Below are 24,173 nucleotides of genomic sequence, written 5' to 3' on the forward strand. Positions count from 1 at the left end.
GTAGGCGCGGCAGCATTTCTTCTCGGACTTTTTGACTCATCGGCATGGGTATGGGTTGCCGGTGTCATCCTTTTTGAGTCAACGACCTTTTTTCCTCCGCCCATCCACCCCGCCCCCGGTGTCAAAACTTTTGAGGCAACAGGCCGCCTGACACCCCCGAAAAAAACCCTTTCCAGCCCCGGCCCGGCCCGCTAAGTTCAGCAGAAAGCCAAGAGGATCAGCGAAACTTCGGACACCCCGAAATCCTCCCCCAGCTCCAGCTTTAGTTCATGCGCCTGTTCGTTCTCGTTCTCATCGCGACTGCGACCGCAATCGCCATCAGCCTGCCCCATCCCGGCAAGGCCAGGGAAAACGACCCGCCTTCCAAGCGCACCCTCAGCATCGAGAACATCACCCAGACCGCCCGCGCGTCCATCGTCACCGTCACCCAGTTCGGACGCGGCGGACAACAGGAAGCTCTCGGCACCGGATTTGTCATCAGCCCCGACGGCCTCATCGCCACCAACAGCCACGTCATCGGCAACGCCCGCCGCCTACAGGTCCAAACCTCTGACGGCCTCCGCCACGACGTCACCGAAATTCACGCCACCGACGCCAGTCTCGACCTCGCCATCATCAAAATCGCCAAAACCGGCCTGACCCCGCTCCCCCTCGGCGACTCCGACCGCCTCAAGCAAGGCCAACGCATCCTCGCCCTCGGCAATCCCCAAGGCCTCACCTACAGCGTGGTTGAAGGCGTGCTCTCCGCCGTTCGCGAAGTCGAAAGCAGCCCCATGCTCCAGCTCGCCATCCCTATTGAAGAAGGCAACAGCGGCGGCCCTGTCCTCGACCGCCAGGGCAAGGTTCAGGGCATCATCACCCTCAAATCCGCCATCACCGACAACCTCGGTTTCGCCCATCCCGTCAACCAGCTCAAGCTCCTCATCGACCGCCCCAATCCCGTCCCCATGACCCGCTGGCTGACCATCGGCAAACTCAACCCCAGCCTCTGGCAGCCCACCCTCGGTGCCTTGTGGACCCAGCACGCCGGCCAAATCCATGTTGAAGGCCCCGGCGACGGCTTCGGTGGTCGCAGCAACCTCCTGCATCAGACCACGCCCCCCGCCATCCCCTACGAACTTTCCGTCGACGTCAAACTCGACAGCGAATCTGGAGCCGCCGCCCTCATCTTCTGCCCCGAAGGCACCGACCAGCATTCCGGATTCTCCCCTACCGCCGGCAAACTCCGCCTCACCCGCTTCAACGGACCCGACCTCTTCAGTTGGACCATCCTCGCCGACGAAACCAGCCCCGCCTACATCCCCGGCACCTGGAACACCCTGCGCGTTCGCGTCGAAGCCGACAACCTCCTTTGCTACGTCAACGACCAGCTTGTCATCCAATTCACCGACAACCACCTGCGCGGCGGCAAGGTCGGCCTCTGCAAATTCCGCAACACCAAAGCCGCCTACAAAAACTTCCAGCTCGGAACCACCCTCGCACCCACCAATCCCGTCTCGCCAGAAATCCTCACCGACCTGCAGAGCGAGATTCAAAAACTCCTTACCCAGAAGGAAATCGACAAAGCCCCTTCCGAAAAACTTCTCACCACTCCCGCTGCGGCCCGCCGCCTCCTCCAGCAACAAACCAAAACCCTCGAACAACAAGCCGCCGCCCTGCGCGTTCTCGAGAAAAACCTTCACCGACAAGACATCACCCGACAGCTCGTCGACCATCTGAAAAAACCCGACGACCAGGTAGAACTCCTTAGCGCCGCCCTCCTCATTGCCTCCCACGACAATCCCGACATCGACATCCGCGCTCCCCAGCAAACCGTTCAGCAAATGGTCGATGAGCTGCGCAACGACCCCGCCCTCCAGAAAGATCCCCAGACCGCCGCCCGTCGTCTCAGCGACTATCTTTTCCGCGAAAACGGCTTCCACGGCACCCGTGGCGACGCCATCAACGAACTCTCCAACAGCTATCTCAACGAAGTCATCGACGACCGCGAAGGCATCCCCCTCACCCTCTCCATCGTCTATCTCGAGCTCGTCCGTCAGCTCAAGCTCCAGGACATTCACGGTGCCAATCTTCCCGGTCGCTTCATGATCTTTTATCAAGATGTGGACGGCCCCCAATACGTTGACGTTTTCAACAATGGCACCCATCTCGACCGCGAAGAACTTGAAACCTTCATTCGCTCAAGCACCGGGCAGCAGCCCACGCCCGAGCACCTCGCCGCCGCCACTCCGCGCGACATGATCCTCCGCCTTCTCTACAACCTCGTCAGCTTCTGCGAAGTTCCCGAACAAAGCATTCCCTATCTGGACCTCATCCTCGCCATCGACCCCAACTCCACCGCCGAACGTCTCAACCGCGCCCTCCTCCGCTCCCGCATTGGTGACTCCAATGGTGCCCGCGAGGACCTCGACTTCCTCAAAAAACTCGCCCCCGCCGGCGTCGACCTCCAAAAACTCGACGCCATCTACAACTCCTTTTAAACAAAGGAATCTAAGGAAGGCCGCGAAGTTTCACTTCGCATGACGCGCATGAAGCGTTCCGACAGAACGCGATCCCACTCCTCCCCACCTACCCGGCACCGTGTGCCGGGCTGTTATGATGCGTCCCAACAGGACGCCCCAGTTACCCTTCATCCTTCATCCTTTATCCTTTCGAAGATACTCCACGATGTCCGCTACGCTCTGCGCGTCCAATCCCAGCATCCCCGGCTCATACATCAACGAGCGCTCCATCTTCTTCACCGACTCCACCTTCGACCGCGGCACCGTCTGGATCAATCCTCCCATGCATTTAATGATCAACGGATCGCCATCCGACAACATCATCCCCGTGATCACCAACCCGTCCTTCGTCCGCACCTCGCTCCCTTCAAATCCATGCGAAATGTCCGCCGACGGGTGCGCGATTCCCGTCGCAATCACTTCCGCCGGTTGCTGCTTACCATAACTCGTCAAATCCGGCCCGAACTCCACGCCCGCCGCGCCGATCTTATGGCACGTGTAACACACCGCCACCTTCGCCTGCCCCCGCGCCGCGTCGCCCTTCAACTTCGCGATCTCCGCACCCGCCGGTAACTTTACTGCGCCAGGCACCTCTGCCGGCATCTCCACCGCCACCAGCTTGACCTTGTCCGGATCATACAAGCCCAGCGCCTTCATCCCCTCATCCACCCCAAACGCCTTCCAGTCGTTTGACTTGCGGTTCATCAACCACCACTTCGCCAGATCCTTCATCACAAAATCCTTCTCATGCGCCAGTTGCATCATCGCACTCGCCGCCTCCCGACTCTTCACAAACGCCAGCGCCGTCACCATCAACTTGCGCTGATCCTCACTCAACTTCGCCGACAAAGCCCGCGTCTTAAAATCACTCACCGCCGTCGCCAACGCCGGATGCAACCGCCACGCGATCCACGCAAACGCCTCGCTCCACTCTTCCGCTGGACCGCCCATCACTTTCGCGACCGCCTCATAAACCTCGACCTCAATCCCGGTGCTCCCCAATCCCAATGCCTCCAGATAAGCTCGGTCCTTGCCATCAAAACCTTTCGCCACCTCCACCAACAACGGCACGCATACCTCCGCCTTCACCCCACGCAAACTCAACGCCACCTCACGCCGCACTGCCGCCGAACCATCCCCCACCATCTTCCTGGCCATTTCCAAAACATCCACATCCGCCGTCCGCAACGCCCGAAACGCCACCAGCCTCACCGCTTCATCCTTCGACTCCAACAACCCTTTCACTTTCGCCACCCCGTCCGAACCCATCTGCGCCAGCAACCAAATCGCCCGCGCCGCCACATACTTGTCCTCATCCTCAAGCAACGCCGATACCGCAGGCACCGCCTTCGCCCCCTGCTCTCTCAACCGCCGAAGTCCCCCGTCCCGCACATTCACCGCCGGACTGCGCAACGCCAGCAACTGACCCTCCGTCGTTGCCAAATCCAACTTCGGCACCACCGACTTGAACCCTTTCGGCGCAATCCGGTAGATCGCCCCCGTGTGACCCTCATCCAGCGTCCCGTGCCCTCCCACCCGCGCATCAAACCAGTCCGCCACATAGATCGCCCCGTCGGGACCCACACACACATCGCTCGGCCGAAACCTCGTTTTCAACTCCTTGTTCGGCTTCCCTCCTTGAAAATCCGATCCCGCAAATTCCTTCTCCGCATTCGACGTCATAAAATCAAACCGCTCCAGCTTGAACCCGGCTCCATCAGGCTTCGGAAAATACCCAAACACCACATTCTTGCCGGCCTCGCACGCCAACAATAAACCCTTCCAGTTGTCCCCCAAAGCTCCATTCTCATAATACGCCACCCCCGTCGGCGATCCGCCCCCATAAATGTCCCCCGCCGGCATCGTCCCCGGATCTTCCTGACGCCACTCCGCCGTCGGCGTGTCCTGTCCCGGCCGCTTGTCCGCCCCCCAACTGCGCAATCCGTCCGCCGAAGCAAACCCCGCGTTGCCCCCCTCCATCACCACCGACACCCGGCACGCCGGCGGATCATCATTGTCACTTTGAAACACGTCACCAAACGACGTCACCGTCTGCTCATAACTGTTCCGAAAATTGTGCCCGATGATCTTCACGTTCGACCCGTCAGGCCGCATCTTCGCCATAAATCCGCCGATCCAAACATTGCCATCATCACTCTTCTGACCCGCCAGTTCCTGCAACATATACGGACTCCCCATGCGAAACGTCTTGCCCGACTTGTCGGTAAACTTCGCCCCCATGTTGCCCTGATTCCAATACCACAACCCATCCGGACCCGCCGTCACACTATGCAAACTGTGATCATGCTGACGCCCATTGAACCCCGTCAACAATACCTCCCTCTCTCCGCCATTGGCATCGAACTTCCCGTCCCCGTTCACATCCGTATAAACCAAAAGATCCGGTGGCTGCGACACCACCAACTTGTTCTCAAAAACCGCCACGCCCAACGGGGCCGCCAACCCCGGCTCCTGCATCAGCACCGTGCTTTTGTCTGCCGACCCCGAACCATCCGTGTCCTCAAGCATCACCACCCGGTCCCCCTCCTTCTGCCTTCCTCCCTTGCCCCGATAGTTCACCCCCTCCGTCACCACCAACCGACCGAGCGCATCAAAATCCATGTTGGTCGGATTGTTCAACAACGGCGAAGCCGCCCACAACGTCACCTCCAGCCCCTCCGGCACCTTAAACATATCCACCGGCACCAGCACCGCCTCAGGCAACGGCTTCTGAGTATAAATCGCAAACTTCACCTCCGCATTGCTCGGCTTCCCATCCCTCACCATGGCCCCGTCATCCAACGCAATCTTCGCCCGAAACTTCACCACCCCCTCCGGCAAGGCATACACAATCCGCGAAGCCGCATGCGTCCCAATCCCCTTCTCAAACTTCTTCCCCTCCACCAACAACGGCGATCCCCCCGTCGCCAGATTCTTGCGTGCCTCGCCATAGGTCGACTCCGAGGATACCCACTCGCTCTCCATCAAATCCTTCACCGATCCATCTGCCATCACCAGCTGCGGCTCAAGCCAGTTGGCCCAGTCACAACTAATCCCCCCTTCGTCCGACACCATCAGATAAAGCTCCCTCGCCCCCTTCAACTCCACCTCAATCTCCGACATCCTCGGCTTCGAAAGACTCGTCATCGCCGCACTCTCAAACACCGGCTTGACATCACCAGCCAGCCCCCTGCCAACACCCATCGTCACCACCACCAAACCCAGCATGCAAAAAGAAGAAACACGAAACATCGTCCCCATTCTACATCTCCAAACCCCAAAACCTTTCACCGCTCTCCAAATCGTCCCCTCGAAATCCACGCGAACAAATCCGCTGGCCAAACTCCCCTCAAGATCCTAATATAACCCCCTCTCCAGACTCCCAAGTTCTTCGTCCCGACCGCCTCATGACCGCCATCACACCAGCTCCTCAAAAATGGGTCATCAACTCTCTCCTGGCCGTCTCGTTCCTCATCCTCACCACGTCTCTCAGCCAAGCCGTCACCATCTTCGTCAGACCCACCGCCGTCACCGCCGCCGTCGTCACCGGATACTCCGTCGATTCCACCTTTGACCGCGCCATCGACGGCTCCGGACTTTCCAACGCCGCCCTGGTTGCCACCGGTCAGCTCGTCCCCGCCCTCGTCACCAGCGGCCCCACCCACACCGAAACCTTCGGAACCAACACCGCCCGTTTTTTCAACAACGCCAATCTCGAGAACCAAAACGGCCAGGGCACCTCATTCACTCCCGCCGGCGTCAGTCTCACCTTCAACCTGGGTGACACCTACGACATCGGCGGCCTCTGGCTGTGGAACTACCGCGAAGGAACCGGCAACCGGCTGAATCGTGGCATCGACTCCGTCTTCGTCGAATTTTCCACCAATGGCACCGACTGGACCAATGGCCAGACCATCAACCCAGCCCTCATCAACAGCAGCGGCCAGGCCCAGTCACTGACCTTTACCGGCACCAACACCGGAATTCAATTCATCCGCTTCAGCAGCTTCTCCAACTTCGGCCCCGCCGAAAACAGCAACTTCATCGGCTTCAGCGAGATTCGTTTTACCGCCGAAGCCATCCCCGAGCCGGGCATTTCCCTCCTCGGCACCATGGGCCTCATGGCGCTGACTCTCCGTCGTCGCCGAAGCCGCCAAGCATAAGTTTTTCTCATCTTAGGGCGGATTGCGCTTGCGGTGAAACCACTCACTGCCACGATGCGCTAGCAATTCATGTCCCCAACCATCGCAACGCGGAACCACGTGAACGTTTCCGGTCACGGTCCCGAAACGATCCTGTTCGCCCACGGATTTGGCTGCGATCAAAACATGTGGCGCTTCGTCGCCCCCGCTTTTGAAAATGAATACCGCACCGTCCTCTTCGACTACGTCGGCTCAGGAAAATCCGACACCTCCGCCTACAACGACCAGCGTTACCGCCGACTCGAAGGTTACGCCCAGGACCTCATCGACATCTGCCAGGAACTGCAGCTCCAGGACCTCATCTTCGTCGGTCATTCCGTCAGCTGCATCATCGGCATGCTCGCGGCCAAACAACATCCCCATCTTTTCAAGACCCTCATCCTCATCGGACCCTCCCCCTGCTACATCAACCACCCGCCGCATTATCACGGCGGATTCAACCGCGAAGACCTGCAAGGCCTTCTGCACATGATGGACAAAAACCGCATGGGCTGGGCCAGCTTCCTCGCCCCCGTGGTCATGAAAAATCCTGACCAGCCCGAGCTCACCCAGGAGCTGGAACAAAGCTTCTGCGCCATCCATCCGAAAATCGCCCGACAGTTCGCCGAGACCACCTTCTTCTCCGACAACCGCGCCGACCTCGCCCATGTCGCGCTCAACCTTCCCATCCTCATCCTGCAATGCAGCGACGACAGCATCGCCCCGCTTGAAGTCGGCCAATACCTGCATCGCGAGCTGCCGGGAAGCACCCTGAAAATTCTCCAGGCCACCGGACATTGCCCCCATCTAAGTCATCCTCAGGAAACGATTCAACACATTGAAGACTACTTGAATACCACCTCTCGTTGAAACCAGCCCACCCCCCTTTGCTGCTGCCCCACCACCGCAAATGGATCCTTTCTATCACACCCTTCCCTGCGGATTTCTTAGAATCCAGGAAGACGGCAAAATTTCCTTCATCAATCATACCCTGCTGCAAACGCTCGGTTATGACACGGACCATTCCTCCCTCTCAGAACTCAGGGACCTCCTCGCTCCCGCCTCGCAAATCTTCTACCAGACCCACATCTTCCCCACCCTCAAACTACGTGGCCGACTCGACGAACTCTACCTCTCCCTGAGAAACAGCATCGGCAGAGACGTCCCCTTCCTCGCCAACGTCACCCTCCAAAATTCCGGCGACACCACCTTTCACGAAGCCGTCTTCATCCGCATCCTCGAACGCGATCGTTTCGAAGAAGAGCTGCTCGAAGCCAAGAAGGAAGCCGAACGGGCCAACCGCGCCAAAGACCAGTTCATCGCCGCCCTGAGCCACGAGTTGCGCACCCCGCTCACCCCCATCCTGCTGATGTCGACCGCGCTGGAATCCGACCCCGGCCTGTCCGAATCCACGCGGGCGCAGATGAGCATCATGCGCCGCAATGCCGAACTCGAAGCGCGCATGATCGACGACCTTCTCGACGTCACCCGCATCGCCAATGGCAAACTCCGACTCCTGCTCTCCGACATCAATCTGCACGAACTGCTAGGATACACCGTCGAACTCGTCAGCGAAGACGCCCAGGCAAAACACATTGAACTCACCCTGTCCCTGCAAGCCGCACAACCTTACGTCCACGGCGACCCGGCCCGGCTGCAGCAAGTGTTCTGGAACCTCTTCAAGAACGCCGTCAAATTCACGCCTGAGGGCGGACAGGTGACCGTCTCGACCACCAACACCAACTCCGCCAATTCAAAAAAGATCGTCATCCGCGTGGCCGACAACGGCATCGGCATCCCCGCCAACGAGATCACCCGCATCTTCGACGCCTTCGAACAAGGCAATCGCGAAGAACCCCACCGCTTTGGCGGCCTTGGGCTCGGCCTCGCCGTCTCCGCAGGCATCACCCTCATGCATGAAGGCACCCTCCGCGCCGAAAGCGAAGGTCCCATGACCGGATCCACCTTCATCCTTGAACTCCCGTCCATTCCAAGTCCTGCAACCCCCGCATCCCCGCCCACCGTCAACAGTGGCAGCAGCCCCTCCTCCAATCTCCGCATCCTGCTCGTCGAAGACCACGACTCCACCCGCGATGTCTTGAGCCGCCTCCTCACCCGATCCGGCCATCAGGTCAGCGTTGCCGCCACCGCCAAAGAAGCCGTTCAGCTCGCCCGCAATCAATCGTTCGACCTCGTCATCAGCGACCTCGGCCTGCCTGACCGCAGTGGACTGGAACTCATGCGCGAACTCAAAGCCTGCTACGGCCTCGGCGGCATCGCATTGAGCGGTTACGGCATGGAGGAAGACCTCGCCAACAGCCTTGATGCCGGCTTCCACACCCACCTCGTCAAACCCGTCCGCTTCGACCAACTAAAAACCACCCTCGAGAGATACAAGGCAATCTAAAACTCCCCACCTTCCAAGTGGCACGCCGACACCAGTCTCGATTTGCATCGACCCAACCCCTCCGTAACGTCCTGGGCACCGCACCGCTTCTATTCCCATGGAAAAGCCGCCTGACGAAGAATTCCACCTTCTCTCACCGAAAGGCCTGCTGCCATCGTTCGCCATCGTGGGAACTGTTACCCTCGTCTGCCTCGCCATGATGTATCTGACCGGCCTGCGTGTCATCAGCGTCCACCAGCAAATCAACCGCAAAGAGGAATCCCTCAGCACCCTGCACACCGTCATCCAGACCATCCAGGCCGCAGAAAGCGCCCAACGCGGCTACCTCCTCACCGGCAAACGGCACTACCTGGAACCCTACGAACTCGCCAGGAAAGAACTCGATGCCGATCTCGCCAGCCTGAAAGACTTCCGCCCCGTTCATGTCGATCAACTCACCACCCTCGCCCGTGAAAAAATGGCCGGGTTTGCCAAAATCATCCAATTGCGAGAAGCCGGCAACCTTGATGCTGCCATGGCCATCATCAATACCGACAAAAGTGAAAACTCCACCAGCGACATGCTCTTCTGGGCCCAGCTGATGAACAGCAACGCCGACGCGGAACTCGACCGGCTTCTCCACCTCACCGAACGCCTCGCCCACATCCGCACCACTTTGTTCGGCTTCTCCTCCCTCATCACGCTTGGCTTCCTCGCCTGGGCCTATCGACGCATCCGCCGCGAAATCGAAACCAGCCACCACGCCGCCTCCCGCTATCTCCAGCAAAAAGAAATCCTCGCCGTCGCGCTCACCAGCATCGGCGACGGCGTCATCATGACCGACCAGCACGCCAAAATCACCCTCATGAACAAGGTCGCCGAAACCCTCACCGGCTGGACCTCCGCCGAGGCCATGGGACGCGACTGCCGCGAGGTCTACCACATCATCAGCGAAGAAAGCAGAACCGCCGTCGAGAACCCCGTCCACCAGGTCCTCCACTCCCGCCAGATCATCGGGCCCACCGACCCCACCCTGTTGATCCGCCGCGACGGCACCGAGCTGCCCGTTGACGACAGCGGCGCCCCCATTCGAGATCAGCACGGCAATCTCCACGGCGTCGTGCTCGTCTTCCGCGACTTTACCCAGCATCGCCAGTTGGAAACCTCTCTCCGCTCCGCCAAAGAAGCCGCCGAAACCGCCAACGACACCAAGGACAACTTCCTTGCCGCCCTCTCCCATGAACTGCGCACCCCCCTTACCCCCGTCGTCGCCACCCTCGCAGGTTGGGAAACCGACCCGGCCCTCCCCGGAACCCTGCTCCCCACCGTGCAAATGATGCGGCGCAACATCGAACTCGAAGCCCGCCTCATCGACGACCTCCTCGACCTCACCCGCATCGTCAAAGGCAAACTCCCGCTCAACCTCGAACCCGTCGACCTCCACCAGCTCATTCATTCCATCAGCCAGATACTCGACAGCGAGATCCACAGCAAAAACCTCCGCCTCACCCTTCATCTCAACGCCACCTCTCATCACGCCATGGTCGATACCGGCCGCATGCAGCAGGTGTTTCTCAACATCCTCAAAAACGCCACCAAATTCACCCCCGAAAACGGCACCATCGAAATCACCACCCGGCAAACCGACACCCACATCCACACCATCCTCCGCGACAACGGCATCGGCATGACCCCCGAAATGCTCACCCGCCTGTTCCGTCCCTTTGAGCAGGGCACCGAACAATCCATCCGCCGTTACGGCGGCCTCGGCCTCGGCATGTCCATCTCCAAAGCCCTCGTCGAAGCCCAGAACGGCGACATCCAGGCCACCAGCGAAGGCCCCGACCAGGGCTCCACCTTCACCGTCATCCTGCCCCTCATCACCGAACCCCAACCATCCATCGCGACCAGCCAACCCCCACCTTCGAAACCCCAGACCCAAGACCAGGTCGCCCTTGAAATCCTGCTGGTGGAAGACCATGTCGATACCGCCCGTGTTCTCACCCATCTGCTCACCCGCTCCGGTCACCGCGTTGTCAACGCCGACACCGTCGCCACCGCCCTCGCCACCTTCAGCCAGCACCCCTTCGATCTACTCCTTTGCGACCTCGGCCTGCCCGACGGCAGCGGCCTCAACATCATCCGCACCATTCGCCAAACCAGCTCCCTCCCCGCCATCGCCCTCACCGGCTACGGCATGGAAGAAGACATCGAAGCCTGCAAAACCGCCGGCTTCAACGCCCACCTCACCAAACCCCTCAACCTGCAAAAGCTCAAAGAAGTCATCAGCAGCGTCACCGCCCCGGCACCTTTGTCATAACTTCCAGATACTCCCACGCTGCTGCTGGTTGGTCCGCAACTCACGCCTCCGTGCCGTTCCTTTTTCCTTTGCAGACTCTCACAGGCCCTGATCACCCTCCATGCAATCAATGACATCCAGATTTGCACCCCCCTCCGAATCCCACCGTGCAAGATCAACGAGCGAATGACGAATCTTTACCCTGTTCCCGTTTCGCAGACTATTTGCAGCCCAAAATCAACGCCGTTTTGGAACGGTGGATGGAGGACGTCAGGCACGATCCCAGCCTGCCCAAGGCGGATGAACTTCCCAAAACGCTGCTGAAGGACCATGTCCCCGATCTGCTTCATTCGTTCATCGAGTTCCTGCGCTCAGGCCGCAACGACGCCAATCAGAATGCCAAAAAACATGGCACAGAACGTTGGGGCCAGGGTTACAGCATCAAGGAACTGATCTGGGAAATCCACCAACTGCGCGCCGTGCTGCTGCGCGAAATGGTCACCTTCGCCAAGGTCGAATCCGATTCGCTCACCAGTTATGCCGCGGCCTGCAAGGCGACTGACGTGTTCTTCGATGAGATGCAGGTCGTGTCGGTGGCGAAATTCATGGAGGAAAGAGAATTGGCACAGCGGCGGTCCGATGTGGCACGTCTGCGCCTGGTGCGCTCCATCTCCCATGAGCTTCGCAACACGCTCAACGCCCTCGGACTTTCGTCGATGCTGCTGGATGACAGCGGCTCCGAATCCACTGACACCGTCAAACTCCAGCTCGATCAAAGCTGCCTGCAAATGCAGGAGGTGCTGGACGATCTTTTGGGTCTTTCCCACATTTTGGGACCCAACCGCAGCCTGCGAATGTCGTTTGTTGATGCACCGAAACTGCTGGAAGAAATGGACGCGATCTTCCGACCCGTGGCCGAAGCCAAAGGTCTGCGCTTCTCCACCTCCATAAAGGGCGATCTGAGCCATCTGGTCGGCGATGAAGCCAAGGTGCGGCAAATCACCCAAATCATGGTGTCCAACGCCATCACCTACACTTCCACCGGATCAGTCGACCTCTCTTTTGACGAGTTGGATGGACAACAATGGGCGATTGTGGTGAAGGACACCGGCATCGGCATTGCCAAAGAAGACCGTGAGCACATCTTCTCCGAGTTCTACCGGGTGGAAAACGAATCGCCCCTTCGCGGTTCCGGTCTTGGACTCGCCATCATGACCGCCGTGGTGGATCTGCTGGGCGGTTCGATTCATCTGGAATCCGCCATGGACGAAGGCAGCCAGTTCCGTGTGGTTTTGCCCAGTCAACCCAGTATCAGTGATCCAATTAGTTGATGCTGGCCGTCAGTTTAATTTAAAGGCATCGCATGCCTTGGAAGATCAATGGTAAACACGCAGCCCTGCTCGTCGGGTTTGTTGCGGACGCTGAGGATTCCATCATTGGCCTCGACACCCCGACGGGCAATCGAAAGACCAAGCCCCATGCCGCTTTTGTCTTTTCCGCCTTGGGTGAAGGGTTCAAACATCGTTTCCGCCTCGCCGGGAGGCAGTCCATCGCCGTGATCCTCAACATCGATCAATATCCGGTCCCCGACCGAATAGGCATTCAAGATCACTTCGGTTCCACGGTGGGTAAATTTGAAGGCGTTCTGCAAAAGATTGCCCACCGCCGAGAGCAGCAGATCGCGGTCGGCATCCAACGCAAGCCGCAGATCGACTGCGGAAACCGTGAGCACACATTCCTTTACCTTCGCCTCGAGCGCGGCGGACAGTTTGATTTCACCAATGAAGTCAGAAAGGGCAAACAGGGCGTTGCGCACCGGAAGACCGGCAATCAGGCGCACATCCGTGAGGGAACGATCAATCAGTGATCCCATGCCTACAAGAGAACGGTTTAGCACTGAACCCGTGGCACCACTGAGACTGAGGTTGCCATCCTTGATCGCGAAAAGGGCGAGGGTCGCTGTATTGAGGAGGTTGCGCAGTTCATGGGTGAAAAATCCGATCTGCACGTTGAGCGTCTGAATGTGTTTGTCGGCCATCACGAAGTCTCTCTGATAGTTGAACTCCGTGACCGCCATCGCAATGGCATTGTCCAAACAGCGGTTGAGCGTGCGAAACTCATCCACTTCGACCGGCTCATCGACCTCAAACGCAAGATCGGTGATCGACTGGCAGAGATCGCCGTAGTCATGCACCACCTGTTCCACGGTAAATCCCCGTCTCAGCAATTCCCGACCATGCTGCGCTGCGACCTCACTCAATTCGGAAAGAGCGGGTTTGCCACCGCCCGAAGCACCGGAAACCTTGCGGCTCTCCATCGGCTTGTCGGTCTGTTCAACCTTCAGGGTCTTGATCAACTGATCGAGGAAAAAAGGCACCCCGTGATCCATCTCGTCCGCCGTGGCTTCAGGCGAAGCACGCTTTGCCACCTTGGCCCGGCAGCGCTCAATTAGCTCCGCCCGTTGGTTGGTGAGAAAAACATGGAGCATTAGTCCACAGTAATGGCGATTCCTGAGATTGCTGAACTATCTGCATGTTCGTATGTATTAGCTTAATGGGAAATGCTTTCATTTCATGGATTGCGTCGCCATCATCGCAGGAACCGCAGAATCATCAGAAATCCCAACCTCTCGAACATACAAATCCACTTCAGACTCAATAAATGCCTTGGCCGTGCCCAGATAACTTCCTGCAATAGGCGGCACGTGCTCAGAATGCCTCGAAACCGCCACGGGAATGTAGTTCGAGGTAGTGAGGATGCCCCAGCTTGGATCAAAGCCGACCCAACCGGCTCCCGGCAGATACAGTTCAGCCCAACCATGCATGGACATGCGACCGCTGATGTCAGGAGAATACATGTAGCCGCTCACAAAGCGGGCCGCGAGCCCCAGATGGCGGCAGGTTTCAATAAATAAAGTGGCGGAGTCTCGACAGGATCCGGTGCCCTTCTCCAAGGTTTCCGCCGGGGACTGCACGCCTTTCTCCATGCGGCGCTGATAGCCGATGGATTTATAAATGTGAAGGTTAAGTTGCTGCAACAAGTCCAGCGTGCCGAGTCTTTTGCCGGGATGCCATAAATCGTAAAGCCAGTCGCGGATTTCGTCGATGTCGCGCACATAGATGCTGCGACTAAGTGGCCGGAGTTCCGCTCCTAAATCATGCTCGTAAGTGAAAGGATATTCCATCGCCTCATGGGCAATGACAAAATTGAACGGGTTATCCTCCCGGACATTAATGAAAAACTCAGCCTCAATCACCAGCTCCAACGCGGTTGAATTAAAATCCACCAGCGCGATGTTGTTTTCATACGGATCACGAATCCATCGGGTTCGATGCGGCACGGAGATTTCGATGGAACAGGATTCGAGATCAATGGCGTGACTTTCGCGAGGTCGCATCATCAGTTGATGCGTGCTGAAGGAGACGTGGGTCGAGTATCGATAGCTCGTCCGATGGTGGATGTGGATTTTCAAATAGGTGGTGTTTCTTATTCTTATTTAGTAAGCGGGTGTTTCAGGAAATGCGCAGTTCCACCGTCCCATCAATGCGTTTGGAGAGATCAACCGGATCGCCCACCGACACGGTGTTCGGAGGCACCTGATAGGCCCAAACCATGAAATGACTCAAGGTCGCCGGACCATAAATGGTGGAAAAGGCACCGTCCACTGCGTCCATGCCATGGCCCAGTTTGATCCGCCCAATTCGCGGCACGTTAAATCGCGCATCAATGGTGAACCATTCACCGAGATAGACCTCGCCATATGCATGGAAATCCATCGGGGTGCCGTTGTCGAAATAACCGATGTCTGGAAGGTGTCCTGTCACATATCGCGTTGGCAAATTGAATGCCCGGCACAGGGCCACCACAAGGTGGGCGAAGTCACGACATACTCCATAACCGCGCTGCAACACATCGAAGGCGGTGAGATCCGGACTTCCTGAACCGTAGCGATACTCAATGTTGTCATGGACCCAGTCGCAGATGGCGTGAACCCGCTGCATGCCGTTGTTGATGTGACCGAACTGCTGCCACGCAAAGTTGGAGAGGGTGTCGGAATCGCAATACCGGCTTGGCAACGTGTAACGAAGCAGCTCCTGTGGCAGCTCATTGACTGGCAGGGAATTCAGCACCTGTTCGTGTTTGTCAGGCAATGATGAAACGGCGACCAGCGCGTCCATGTTGATGACGTTGCGACCTGGCACCAGCATCGACCGGCAGGTGACGTTGCCATGCGAATCATGAAATTCGTAGGGATTTAGATAGGGACCGTAGTCACAGCTTTCCTGAAGCACAAGGCAGCCACGATCACGACGCGGGCGCAGCAGATACGAAATGGGGGTGAAGAGAGAAGTTTCGTAAACAAGGTTGCACCCGACGCGAACAGTGAGATCAAGGTAGTCTGAATTCATGGGGCTAAGAACGGACTCGGAAGACCATCCTCAGAGAACACGCGCTTTCTGCTTCAGCGCGGATGTCGTGCCATCAATGACACAATCACCACCCTTACCCTGAAATCAGGTCAATAGCGAACTCCATTACCTTTTCTTTTCTTTTCATGCCGGACTCCATCTCCATCCTTGATCGACTCATCGCGCTTACTCGCGAACTGATGCATATCCCCAGCACCGAAAGCCGGCCCGAAGAGCGGGCGCGGTGTTTTGATGTTTGCCGCAACTTTTTGCAGGCCGTTCCCGGGGTGTCGATCCGCGAATACGACAGCAATGGTTTTGCCTCGCTGGTGGCGGGTCCCGCGGGTCTGGAAGTGCCCGGCATTTTGCTGGTGGGACACCTTGATGTCATTGAACACCCCGATGTAACTGTTTATCGCTCAACGATTCGTGACGGACGCCTGTGGGGTCCCGGATCGGGCGACATGAAGGGACAATGCGCCATCATGATCGAACTCTTTTGTGATCTTCACCGTCGCTTTCCCGGCATTTCACTAGGCATTGCGTTGACCTCCGATGAGGAACGCGGTGGCGAAGACGGCGTGGGATATCTGTTTGAAAAGCTGGGAATCCGTTGTGGACTGGCGATGGTTCCCGATGGCGGCTCAATCAACCGGATCACCGTGGAAGAGAAAGGCATCCTGCAAATTCGCCTTCGTGTGATTGGTCACGAAGGCCATGCGGCGGCCCCGTGGCTCGGGCCCAATGCGCTCAAAACCCTTGCGTTATGCATCGCTCGATTGACACAACATTTCGATTCCTTGCAAGATGCCACATCGCCAGACCACTGGTATCCAACCTGCGTGCCGACCATTTGCAGCACGCCCAATCGCACCGTGAACTGCATCCCCGGTGAGGCCGAAGCGATTGTCGATATCCGATTCCCCTATCCCAACACGATAGAAAGCATGCTCGATGTCGTCAGGGAAATCGCCGGACCAGAGGTGATCATCGAACCCGTCAACACCGCCGCGACCACGCGCTTGTCACCTGATCCACTTTATCTGCAAATCACCGAACAACTCACTGGAGCACCCGCCAAACTGGTGCGGGCCTCCGGCGGCAGTGATGCGCTGTTCATCGCGCAATACGGCATCCCGGTGGTGCTCTCCAGCCCTGTGGTCGGCAATCTGCATCGAGAGGATGAGTGGATGGACCTCGCCTCCATGGAACTTTACCATCGGATCTGCGAGCGATTCCTCATCGAGAAATTGGTGGTGGCGTGAAGCTTCACCGCATCAAAGCGAGCAAAGGGAGAGGTTGGTCGCCGCCTCCGCCATGGCAACAGAGTCCCGGCCGTTTTGCTCGGTGATCTTGCGCGGATGATTGCGATCCTTTAGCCATGCGAGCTGATCGGCAAACAGGGAACGCAGCAGCTGACAGTAGAGCCGCATCTTGTCACCTTCACCACCGCCATCATGACGCAGGTCGATTTGCTGGGAAATATCCAGGTCCTTGTGCCGCCCCCTGGCGACGCGATCCCGGCCGCCGAAAGTCTTCAACACATCAAGCCGCGCCCCCGGGAAAAGCTCCATCAGTTGACGTGTTTGCGCTTCATTCACCGCCCCGCGAACCCGCGCGCGGGTGGGCACCCATTCTTCGAGCGTCAGATCGCCGTGCTCAAACAGCAGCCGAAACTCCTGCCGATCAAGCCGGGAGGGTTGCGTAAAACCATGATAAAAATTCACCAGTGGTCCGCTGGCATGACGCACCGTGCATTGCACCTGTTCTTCAACACCGATTTCGGAACCGGGGCGAAGAGTGCGCTGGGCGGCGACGACCTCACCCACGCCCAGCCAGCCTTCGAACAAATCAAAAAAATGCACGCCATGCTCGACGAAGATGCCACCACTTTTTTCGCGATCCCAAAACCAATGGTCAGCCGCAAGTCCCTCATCGCTCGCGTAATTTTCAAACCATCCATGCAGGCATTCGCCGAGCACACCTGTCTGCACCACGCCTGACACGGCATCAAACAAAGGATTGTAGCGCTGCATCAAGTTCGCCACACAAAGCAAATTCTTCGAACGCGCCAAAGCGATGAGTTCATCCGCCTGCGCGACATTCATCGCCAATGGCTTTTCACAGATGACGTGTTTCCCCGCCTGCAAAGCGGCGAGCGCCTGCGGATAGTGTAGAAACGGCGGTGTGGCAATGTAGATCAAGTCCACCGTCGGATCGGCCAGCAAGGTTTCCGTCTCCACCAGATCCGCCACGCCAAAACGCAACGACATGGCGAGCGCCGCTTCCCGATGCGTGCCCGCGATCGCCGCGAGTTCGACATGGGGCGTTTGCAGAAATTGCTGGAGGGCAAACAAACCAAAACCCCCGGCACCAATGGCACCGATACGCAATGGACCGGCACTTGAAGAAGGATTTGGATTCACAACGACCTACGTCGTCCCCCACGCTGCAATAGCAATGGCAAATGCCACAATAGATGGGGCCACCTCGAAGTCTGCGACCTTGGCGATGATCTCCGTCCCATCGAGACGACTCATATCAGCCCGGCACAGGGTGCCAGGATTTGATTGAAAAGCATTGGCGTCCTACCAGGACGCCAATGCGGATCACGACACCAAAAAACAATTGGCCTCGGCATATGCGGCTGAATTCCGCAGCGATTCGCGGAATCCCCAAAGCCCCCCATTGACACATTCATTAGTTCCTCTAATAATTCGCCGCCGCAAATCATACCCCAACTATGAAATCAGCGCCCAACTTGCGTTACCGAATTTACGTGGACTCCAGCGTCGCGTGGAATGATCAACTGACCGTATTTCTCTCCAAAACGTTTCTGAGTGCGCTGGCGAAAATACGCACCACGGCCAACATTGACGTGCGCATTCCACGCATCGTCGCCGATGAGATCATTTACCAAAAGAGCTCACTGCTGGCCGCAGAGGCCGCCCAGCTGCGCCATTCGAAGAAGCAGGTGAACCTCGCCACGACATGCCCGTTTGATGACGTGCCCGACGATGCCACCCTATTGCAGCAATTGAAGAAACGCTTCGACAGCTTTCTTCGCCAGCATGACATCACCATCATCGAGCCCTCCATCCGCGCCATCGATTGGGGGCGCCTCATTTATGACAGCACCTGGCGCCAACCTCCATTTGAAACCTTTTCAGGCGACAAATCGAAGTGGGAAAAAGGGTTCAGAGATCGCCTGATTTTGGAAACCATTGCACACGACGTATCCACCGCCAATGACACCGGGATCGCCGTCGTATGCAGCGATATCCGACTCAGAACGGCACTGAAACAAAACCTGCCATCCGAAAAGCCGGTGCTGATTTTTGCGACCATGAGCGAGTTGTTGGATCATCTCGAACTGCTGCGCCACGACATGACCGACGCCGATATCAGGGAAGCGCTGGCCCTGACCCAATCCACCTTCGTTGGCACCGAAGACGAACCCGGTCTGCTGCCAGCATCAGCCTTGGAAAAGATCACTGATCTAACAGGCGACCGACTTTCGCAGCTCAAGCCCGCAGAAGCCTTTCGGGTCCGCAGCGCGAATCAGGACTCCGTTATCGATGAACTGTATCCCATGCTGCATGGCACGGGCAATCCAGCACTGCGGGTGTGGGCGCTCAAAGATTGGGAAGCCGTGGGCAAGCCCGATTTCATTCCACTCACTTCCACGTTGGAAGGGGCCGATCACGATGGCAAACTGCTCAATCTCACCTGGCGCACCCCGCTGTTGGCGACCCAGGCTTTTGTGGAACTGGGCAACGACCCGCGTCAATCCGCCCAATGGTCCGACGTGGTCGTCAAAGCACTCGGCTTCAGTGTCTATTGGAATGTGGTCATCAAAGCCGGTGAGGTCCAGAGTTCCAAACTGCTTGAGGTGATGAATGATCAAATCGACACGGTGGTTCTCCGCCCAGACCAGGAATTTCTCGCTGAATACGCCCCGTCATTTGCGTCGGATTATCTCCTTGAAGCGACGGCAGCAGCGAATGTCATCGCGACGTTGTTTTCCACAAGGGCGTAGCCCTGCTCCAATAAATTCGCCAAGTTCTGGCTGCAACCCCCTGTGGACTGCGGCAGCCTGCTGCCGCTGTGAAGCCAGCAGCCCGCTGCTGTCGCGCCCCCCCATCCCCCAGTCCTCGCAGCAAGCTGCATCAGACCCAACGGCAGCAAGCAGCCGCACTCCAAGTCTAACTCCTTCGTAGAAAGCTCAATCTGTTATCTAGAGGTCACCCAAGGCAAATTGAACCGGGCGATTTTCAGATCCGCAGAAAAGCCAACGGTGTAGGCAGCAATGATGGTTCCGTCTTTGGTAACACCGAGATCGGAATACCAACCTTGGTCATCAATCATCCTTCTTGCCGACCAAGTCCTTCCCTGGTCGCTGCTGGAAGTGATGCAAAACGCTTTGCCTTCCTTCTCGATGATTCCCGACATGAGCAACAACGATGAACTTTTGGTATCCGATGAAGGATAACTCACCAATCCCGGATTGCGCCCCATCGTCGTGAACGGATTGCCATGCTTTCCCGTTTCCAAATGCTTGTCGCCATATGATCCGAAAATCTGATACTCCAAGGTCTTTCGCCCAATGCTGTAAATGGAATCCGCACCGGTCCCTTCGGTCGACGAAAGTGGCGCCACCTTGGTCTCCACTGAATCCACCGCACGATGCGTTCTCCACGAAATCCCCCCATCATCACTGGTGAGAAAACTCTTTCTTCCCGGGATCACCATCCGGCCATTCGCGAACTGAAATCCATGTCCTCCATTGCTGGGTTTCGACTCGGCGTCACCATCATTCTTCACCAGGAACGGTTCGCTCCAGGTATCTCCTTCATCAACGCTGCGTCGACCATACCAGATCAATTGATGAGATTCCCACGGCACCGGACCCGTGGTGTAATAAGCAAACACCGTGTGGGGCGTTGTGCGGCGATCCTCCACCAGCATGCAACTGTAACCGAGATTGCTGCTGCCATCGGAGGCAAATAGTTTGAAAGGCTCCGTCCACGTCCTGCCCTGATCCAGGCTGCGGGAAATGACCACGTCCGCCGGGTCCCAATCGCCCTTCTTGATGCGGCTTTGGGCAATGAGCAGCACCGTGTCAGCCTCGGTCACCAAAAGTCCCGGAAGATGGATCATCCCGCGCATCACCGGCTCGGGCAGCACCTCAAGAAACGGCTCATCCTCCACCGCAAGCAAACCGCCCGCCAACCCAACCACCACGAAAAGAGTTAAACCAAAACGCATCACCCCAATAAACGCCGCCACAACAACCCAGCTATCTCCTGATGCTTCAGCCGCTTCCTCAATCCATCCATCCCGCTCCCCTCTCTGATTTCTTTGTGATCCTTCATAGCAAACCCCAAAAAAAGAGCAGCCCCTCTCGAGGCTGCTCTGATCAAACAAATAAACAGGTCGCAAGACTTAGCCTTAACCTTGACCGGGGCGGTATTCCTCGGTGGCAAACTTGAACGCTTGCTCCAGGCCGACGAGGTCGGTGGTGGGGCGAAGGCTGTCGAATGCCTGGCTCTCTTTCTTGAGGGACTCTTCGTCGTAGTTGACGGCCTTGATCGAAAGACCAATGCGGCGCTCGACTTTGTCCACCTTGATGACGCGGGCTTCCACTTCGTCGCCCACGTTGAGCACGTCTTTGACTTTCGCCACGTGGTCTTCGCTGAGCTGGCTGATGTGAACCAAACCGTCGATGTCGTCTTCCAGCTCCACGAAGGCGCCAAAGCTGGCGATCTTCGCGACGCGGCCTTTGACAAGGTCGCCGACTTTGAAGCGGTTGTCGATCTCGCTCCATGGATCGGTTTCCATCTGCTTGATGCCAAGGCTGATGCGTTGATTCGCCTTGTCGATCTCGAGGATGGTGGCCTCCACTTCCTGACCCTTTTTGAGGATCTCGGATGGGTGGTTGATTTTGCGGGTCCAGCTGAGGTCGGACACGTGAATCATGCCGTCGATGCCTTCTTCGAGTTCCACAAACGCACCATAAGCGGTGAGGTTGCGGACCTTGCCCTTCATGAGAGCACCGAGAGGGAAACGACCTTCGATGTCGTCCCAAGGATTGCCTTCGAGCTGACGGACACCAAGGGAGATCTTGCGCTCTTCCTTGTTGATGCCAAGCACCTGGGCTTCGACTTTCTGGCCGACTTGCAGCACGTCGGATGGACGGGCAATGCGTTTGGTCCAGGAAAGTTCGGACACGTGGATGAGACCTTCGACGCCTTCTTCGACTTCGACGAACGCACCGTAAGCCACCAGCTTGGTGATGAGACCGCTGACTTTCTGACCAACCGGGTAACGAGCTTCGATGCTCTCCCATGGGTTGTTCTGCATCTGCTTGAGACCGAGGCTGACGCGCTCTTTCTCGCGGTTGACCTCGAGAATCTGCACGTTGAGCTTTTGACCAATCGAAACCATCTCGGAAGGATGGTTCAAGCGGCCCCAAGTCATGTCGGTGATGTGAAGCAAGCCGTCCATGCCATTGAGGTCGACGAACACACCGAAGTCGGTGATGTTTTTGACGACACCTTCGACCATGTCGCCAGGAGCGACGCTGCCGAGGAAGGACTGACGCTGTTCAGCGCGCTCTGCTTCGATGACTTCACGACGGGAAAGGACGATGTTTTTGCGCTCATCGTTGACCTTGACGATCTTGAATTCGTAAACCTTGCCAACGTATTCGTTGAGGTCTTTCGGTGGGATGATGTCGATCTGCGAACCAGGAAGGAAAGCTTCGACACCGACGTTGACCATAAGTCCGCCTTTGACGACGCTCTTGACCTTGCCTTTGACGAGACCGCCGTCGAGGAAGACGCGATAAATTTTGTCCCAGTTCTGCTTGTGGGCGGCTTTCTCTTTCGAGAGGACGACCATGCCTTCGTCGTTTTCGAGACGCTCAAGGAGCACTTCGATTTCGTCGCCCACCTGAATGTCCTCGTCTTCGAACTCGGAGTGTGGGATGGCCCCTTCGGATTTGTAACCGATGTCCACCAGGACAACTTGGGGCTTGATTTCAAGGATCCGGCCTTTGACGATGGATCCTTCGTGATAAATGCGAAATGATCCTGCGATCAGTTCCGAGAGCGATGCGCTCATGCGTATGTGTATTGGTTTGTTGGGTTTCTGACAACTGCAGCGGGTCACGCAACAGTGTCCGTCCGGCCTGAACCCCGCAGCGAACGTTTATTAGAGGCCGGAAACGCGGGCAAGAAAGATGCGTGGGATCGCGTCACAAGCAAGGGAAATGTGGAAAGAAGTGAGTGACACAGGCTTGCAGCCTGTGGGTGAGGTAGGCATTTTGCCTGCCCGGTCGGGAGCTTCCGCGCGGAGCGGTAGCATAGGCTTGCAGCCTGTGGGTGCAACGGACATCCTGTCCGTTGTTTCAGTGACCCGCGCCTGCCTTCATCCCTCATCCTTCCGCCTTTTAAACAGCCCCCCGCACCTCGCTCAACGTCTCATACTCCACCACCAACCGCTGCGCCTCCTGCTCCTGCGTCACCGGCACCTCCACCCGCACACTGCCCGGGGTCGTTCCGCCCAACAAGTTGCCCCCCAACGCACTTTCATCCACCACCATGGCGTCGACTCCTTGATTCAACATCCAGGCGGCGAACAAATGCGCCTCCTCCGACCTTGCAAAGTTTTTGATCGCAATCATGCCCAAGATTCGTTCACCCCCAATCTCCCGGCCTCCATTTTCACCGGCAATCGGCCAAAAACTCCACCGCTCGCTTTTTTGGCAAATATTTTGCTCGCCACACACGTTAATTTTATGACATCATCCACGCTGCCATCTCATCTTGATGGCAGCTCACCTATCTAAATCCAATCATCCCGCTGATCTGATATGAAAAAACTTCTCCTTGCCCTCGCCTTTGCATCCCTCGCCAGCGTCGCCTCTGCCGCTCCGGTCAACAAAACCTGCCCGGTCGGCTCCCGCCCTGCCCGCACCGACATCACCGTGACCCATAAAGGTGAAGAAGTCGCCCTCTGCTGCAACAACTGCAAAAAGAAATTCGAAGCCGATCCCGCCAAATACGAAGGCAATATCAAAAAGGGCTAGCTCGACCGACTGGCCCAAGTGCCAGAGTCAATCTCCAGGGATCACCGCCCAAAAAGCGGCTTGATCCCTTATTTTTTGTCGCCCATCCATCCCATTCATCTACTCAATCCGATCATGCGTCCACGTGAAGCCACCATGCCCAGCTCCAAGCTGATCATGTTTGCCCTGCTCATCCTTGTCATCGTCCTCATCAAATTCGCCTCCACCCGCGCCACTCAATCTCTCGAGCAACGCGCCCGCCAGTCACCGGCCCCCGCCCCTGCTGCCACCCCTTGATCTGGATCCCGATTCCACACCCACCGACG

19 protein-coding genes are annotated in these 24,173 nt (G+C 57.5%); 11 read left to right on the top strand and 8 right to left on the bottom strand.

Going from position 1 to position 24,173, the window contains the following annotated elements; all coding sequences use genetic code 11:
- A partial coding sequence (locus FEM03_RS24805) for a hypothetical protein (RefSeq protein WP_206171051.1) occupies positions 1-195 on the top strand: 195 nt, incomplete at its 5' end.
- 74 nt (positions 196-269) lie between these two features.
- On the top strand, positions 270-2,480 hold the full coding sequence (locus tag FEM03_RS17160) for a transglutaminase family protein (protein WP_138087522.1): 2,211 nt from the start codon (positions 270-272) through the stop codon (positions 2,478-2,480).
- 156 nt (positions 2,481-2,636) lie between these two features.
- On the opposite strand, the gene FEM03_RS17165 is transcribed toward FEM03_RS17160, so the two are convergent.
- Positions 2,637-5,729, bottom strand: a complete 3,093-nt coding sequence (locus FEM03_RS17165; RefSeq protein ID WP_166442937.1) for a PVC-type heme-binding CxxCH protein — start codon at positions 5,727-5,729, stop codon at positions 2,637-2,639.
- A 179-nt stretch (positions 5,730-5,908) separates the two neighbouring features.
- Here FEM03_RS17165 and FEM03_RS17170 point away from each other — a divergent pair, with 179 nt between their 5' ends.
- The 5 genes from FEM03_RS17170 (at position 5,909) to FEM03_RS17190 (ending at position 12,698) form a co-directional block, all read left to right on the top strand.
- Positions 5,909-6,664 (top strand): hypothetical protein, encoded by a 756-nt coding sequence (locus FEM03_RS17170; protein WP_138087524.1) that lies wholly within the window; start codon positions 5,909-5,911, stop codon positions 6,662-6,664.
- Positions 6,665-6,733: 69 nt separating this feature from the next.
- The gene (locus tag FEM03_RS17175; protein WP_138087525.1) at positions 6,734-7,552 is read left to right on the top strand and encodes an alpha/beta fold hydrolase; all 819 of its coding nucleotides are present in this window, start codon (positions 6,734-6,736) and stop codon (positions 7,550-7,552) included.
- A gap of 40 nt (positions 7,553-7,592) precedes the next feature.
- Positions 7,593-9,089 (top strand): ATP-binding protein, encoded by a 1,497-nt coding sequence (locus FEM03_RS17180; RefSeq protein ID WP_138087526.1) that lies wholly within the window; start codon positions 7,593-7,595, stop codon positions 9,087-9,089.
- 97 nt (positions 9,090-9,186) lie between these two features.
- Entirely contained in the window at positions 9,187-11,388 is a 2,202-nt protein-coding gene (locus FEM03_RS17185) for an ATP-binding protein (RefSeq protein ID WP_138087527.1), read from the top strand.
- Positions 11,389-11,534: 146 nt separating this feature from the next.
- Positions 11,535-12,698: a sensor histidine kinase gene (locus tag FEM03_RS17190; RefSeq protein ID WP_166442938.1), complete on the top strand. Its 1,164-nt coding sequence runs from the start codon at positions 11,535-11,537 to the stop codon at positions 12,696-12,698.
- A gap of 14 nt (positions 12,699-12,712) precedes the next feature.
- Here FEM03_RS17190 and FEM03_RS17195 read toward each other — a convergent pair whose 3' ends face one another.
- From FEM03_RS17195 to FEM03_RS17205, 3 genes are all read right to left on the bottom strand, one after another.
- Positions 12,713-13,855: a sensor histidine kinase gene (locus FEM03_RS17195; protein WP_138087529.1), complete on the bottom strand. Its 1,143-nt coding sequence runs from the start codon at positions 13,853-13,855 to the stop codon at positions 12,713-12,715.
- Between the two features lie 78 nt (positions 13,856-13,933).
- Positions 13,934-14,839 carry a transglutaminase family protein gene (locus FEM03_RS17200; protein ID WP_138087530.1) on the bottom strand — a complete coding sequence of 302 codons (906 nt, stop codon included), beginning with the start codon at positions 14,837-14,839 and terminating at the stop codon, positions 13,934-13,936.
- A 40-nt stretch (positions 14,840-14,879) separates the two neighbouring features.
- Positions 14,880-15,776, bottom strand: a complete 897-nt coding sequence (locus tag FEM03_RS17205; protein WP_138087531.1) for a transglutaminase-like domain-containing protein — start codon at positions 15,774-15,776, stop codon at positions 14,880-14,882.
- 146 nt (positions 15,777-15,922) lie between these two features.
- Here FEM03_RS17205 and FEM03_RS17210 point away from each other — a divergent pair, with 146 nt between their 5' ends.
- Entirely contained in the window at positions 15,923-17,041 is a 1,119-nt protein-coding gene (locus FEM03_RS17210) for a M20 family metallopeptidase (protein ID WP_138087532.1), read from the top strand.
- Between the two features lie 12 nt (positions 17,042-17,053).
- On the opposite strand, the gene FEM03_RS17215 is transcribed toward FEM03_RS17210, so the two are convergent.
- Positions 17,054-18,202 (bottom strand): Gfo/Idh/MocA family protein, encoded by a 1,149-nt coding sequence (locus tag FEM03_RS17215; protein ID WP_138087533.1) that lies wholly within the window; start codon positions 18,200-18,202, stop codon positions 17,054-17,056.
- A 317-nt stretch (positions 18,203-18,519) separates the two neighbouring features.
- Between FEM03_RS17215 and FEM03_RS17220 the strand changes: the two genes are divergently transcribed.
- Complete coding sequence (locus FEM03_RS17220) at positions 18,520-19,815, top strand: PIN domain-containing protein (protein ID WP_138087534.1); 1,296 nt, start codon at positions 18,520-18,522, stop codon at positions 19,813-19,815.
- Between the two features lie 194 nt (positions 19,816-20,009).
- Here FEM03_RS17220 and FEM03_RS17225 read toward each other — a convergent pair whose 3' ends face one another.
- The 3 genes from FEM03_RS17225 to FEM03_RS17235 form a co-directional block, all read right to left on the bottom strand.
- On the bottom strand, positions 20,010-21,044 hold the full coding sequence (locus tag FEM03_RS17225; protein WP_138087535.1) for a sialidase family protein: 1,035 nt from the start codon (positions 21,042-21,044) through the stop codon (positions 20,010-20,012).
- A 183-nt stretch (positions 21,045-21,227) separates the two neighbouring features.
- The gene (gene rpsA / locus FEM03_RS17230) at positions 21,228-22,901 is read right to left on the bottom strand and encodes a 30S ribosomal protein S1 (protein ID WP_138087536.1); all 1,674 of its coding nucleotides are present in this window, start codon (positions 22,899-22,901) and stop codon (positions 21,228-21,230) included.
- 328 nt (positions 22,902-23,229) lie between these two features.
- Positions 23,230-23,463, bottom strand: a complete 234-nt coding sequence (locus FEM03_RS17235) for a hypothetical protein (RefSeq protein WP_138087537.1) — start codon at positions 23,461-23,463, stop codon at positions 23,230-23,232.
- Between the two features lie 189 nt (positions 23,464-23,652).
- Between FEM03_RS17235 and FEM03_RS17240 the strand changes: the two genes are divergently transcribed.
- Both FEM03_RS17240 and FEM03_RS24510 read left to right on the top strand, forming a co-directional pair.
- The gene (locus tag FEM03_RS17240) at positions 23,653-23,868 is read left to right on the top strand and encodes a ferritin family protein (RefSeq protein WP_138087538.1); all 216 of its coding nucleotides are present in this window, start codon (positions 23,653-23,655) and stop codon (positions 23,866-23,868) included.
- Positions 23,869-23,982: 114 nt separating this feature from the next.
- Entirely contained in the window at positions 23,983-24,144 is a 162-nt protein-coding gene (locus FEM03_RS24510; protein ID WP_166442939.1) for a hypothetical protein, read from the top strand.
- Positions 24,145-24,173 lie beyond the last annotated feature (29 nt).

Origin of the sequence: Phragmitibacter flavus (assembly GCF_005780165.1) — a bacterium.
Classification (GTDB): Bacteria; Verrucomicrobiota; Verrucomicrobiia; order Verrucomicrobiales; family Verrucomicrobiaceae; genus Phragmitibacter; species Phragmitibacter flavus.

What these genes read in the sequence shown, in the direction of transcription:
- FEM03_RS17160 (WP_138087522.1), top strand. Translation starts at nt 270, where the DNA reads ATGCGCCTGTTCGTTCTCGTTCTCATCGCGACTGCGACCGCAATCGCC.
- FEM03_RS17165 (WP_166442937.1), bottom strand. Translation starts at nt 5,729, where the DNA reads ATGCTGGGTTTGGTGGTGGTGACGATGGGTGTTGGCAGGGGGCTGGCT.
- FEM03_RS17170 (WP_138087524.1), top strand. Translation starts at nt 5,909, where the DNA reads ATGACCGCCATCACACCAGCTCCTCAAAAATGGGTCATCAACTCTCTC.
- FEM03_RS17175 (WP_138087525.1), top strand. Translation starts at nt 6,734, where the DNA reads ATGTCCCCAACCATCGCAACGCGGAACCACGTGAACGTTTCCGGTCAC.
- FEM03_RS17180 (WP_138087526.1), top strand. Translation starts at nt 7,593, where the DNA reads ATGGATCCTTTCTATCACACCCTTCCCTGCGGATTTCTTAGAATCCAG.
- FEM03_RS17185 (WP_138087527.1), top strand. Translation starts at nt 9,187, where the DNA reads ATGGAAAAGCCGCCTGACGAAGAATTCCACCTTCTCTCACCGAAAGGC.
- FEM03_RS17195 (WP_138087529.1), bottom strand. Translation starts at nt 13,855, where the DNA reads ATGCTCCATGTTTTTCTCACCAACCAACGGGCGGAGCTAATTGAGCGC.
- FEM03_RS17205 (WP_138087531.1), bottom strand. Translation starts at nt 15,776, where the DNA reads ATGAATTCAGACTACCTTGATCTCACTGTTCGCGTCGGGTGCAACCTT.
- FEM03_RS17210 (WP_138087532.1), top strand. Translation starts at nt 15,923, where the DNA reads ATGCCGGACTCCATCTCCATCCTTGATCGACTCATCGCGCTTACTCGC.
- FEM03_RS17220 (WP_138087534.1), top strand. Translation starts at nt 18,520, where the DNA reads ATGAAATCAGCGCCCAACTTGCGTTACCGAATTTACGTGGACTCCAGC.
- FEM03_RS17225 (WP_138087535.1), bottom strand. Translation starts at nt 21,044, where the DNA reads ATGCGTTTTGGTTTAACTCTTTTCGTGGTGGTTGGGTTGGCGGGCGGT.
- rpsA (WP_138087536.1), bottom strand. Translation starts at nt 22,901, where the DNA reads ATGAGCGCATCGCTCTCGGAACTGATCGCAGGATCATTTCGCATTTAT.
- FEM03_RS17235 (WP_138087537.1), bottom strand. Translation starts at nt 23,463, where the DNA reads ATGATTGCGATCAAAAACTTTGCAAGGTCGGAGGAGGCGCATTTGTTC.
- FEM03_RS17240 (WP_138087538.1), top strand. Translation starts at nt 23,653, where the DNA reads ATGAAAAAACTTCTCCTTGCCCTCGCCTTTGCATCCCTCGCCAGCGTC.
- FEM03_RS24510 (WP_166442939.1), top strand. Translation starts at nt 23,983, where the DNA reads ATGCGTCCACGTGAAGCCACCATGCCCAGCTCCAAGCTGATCATGTTT.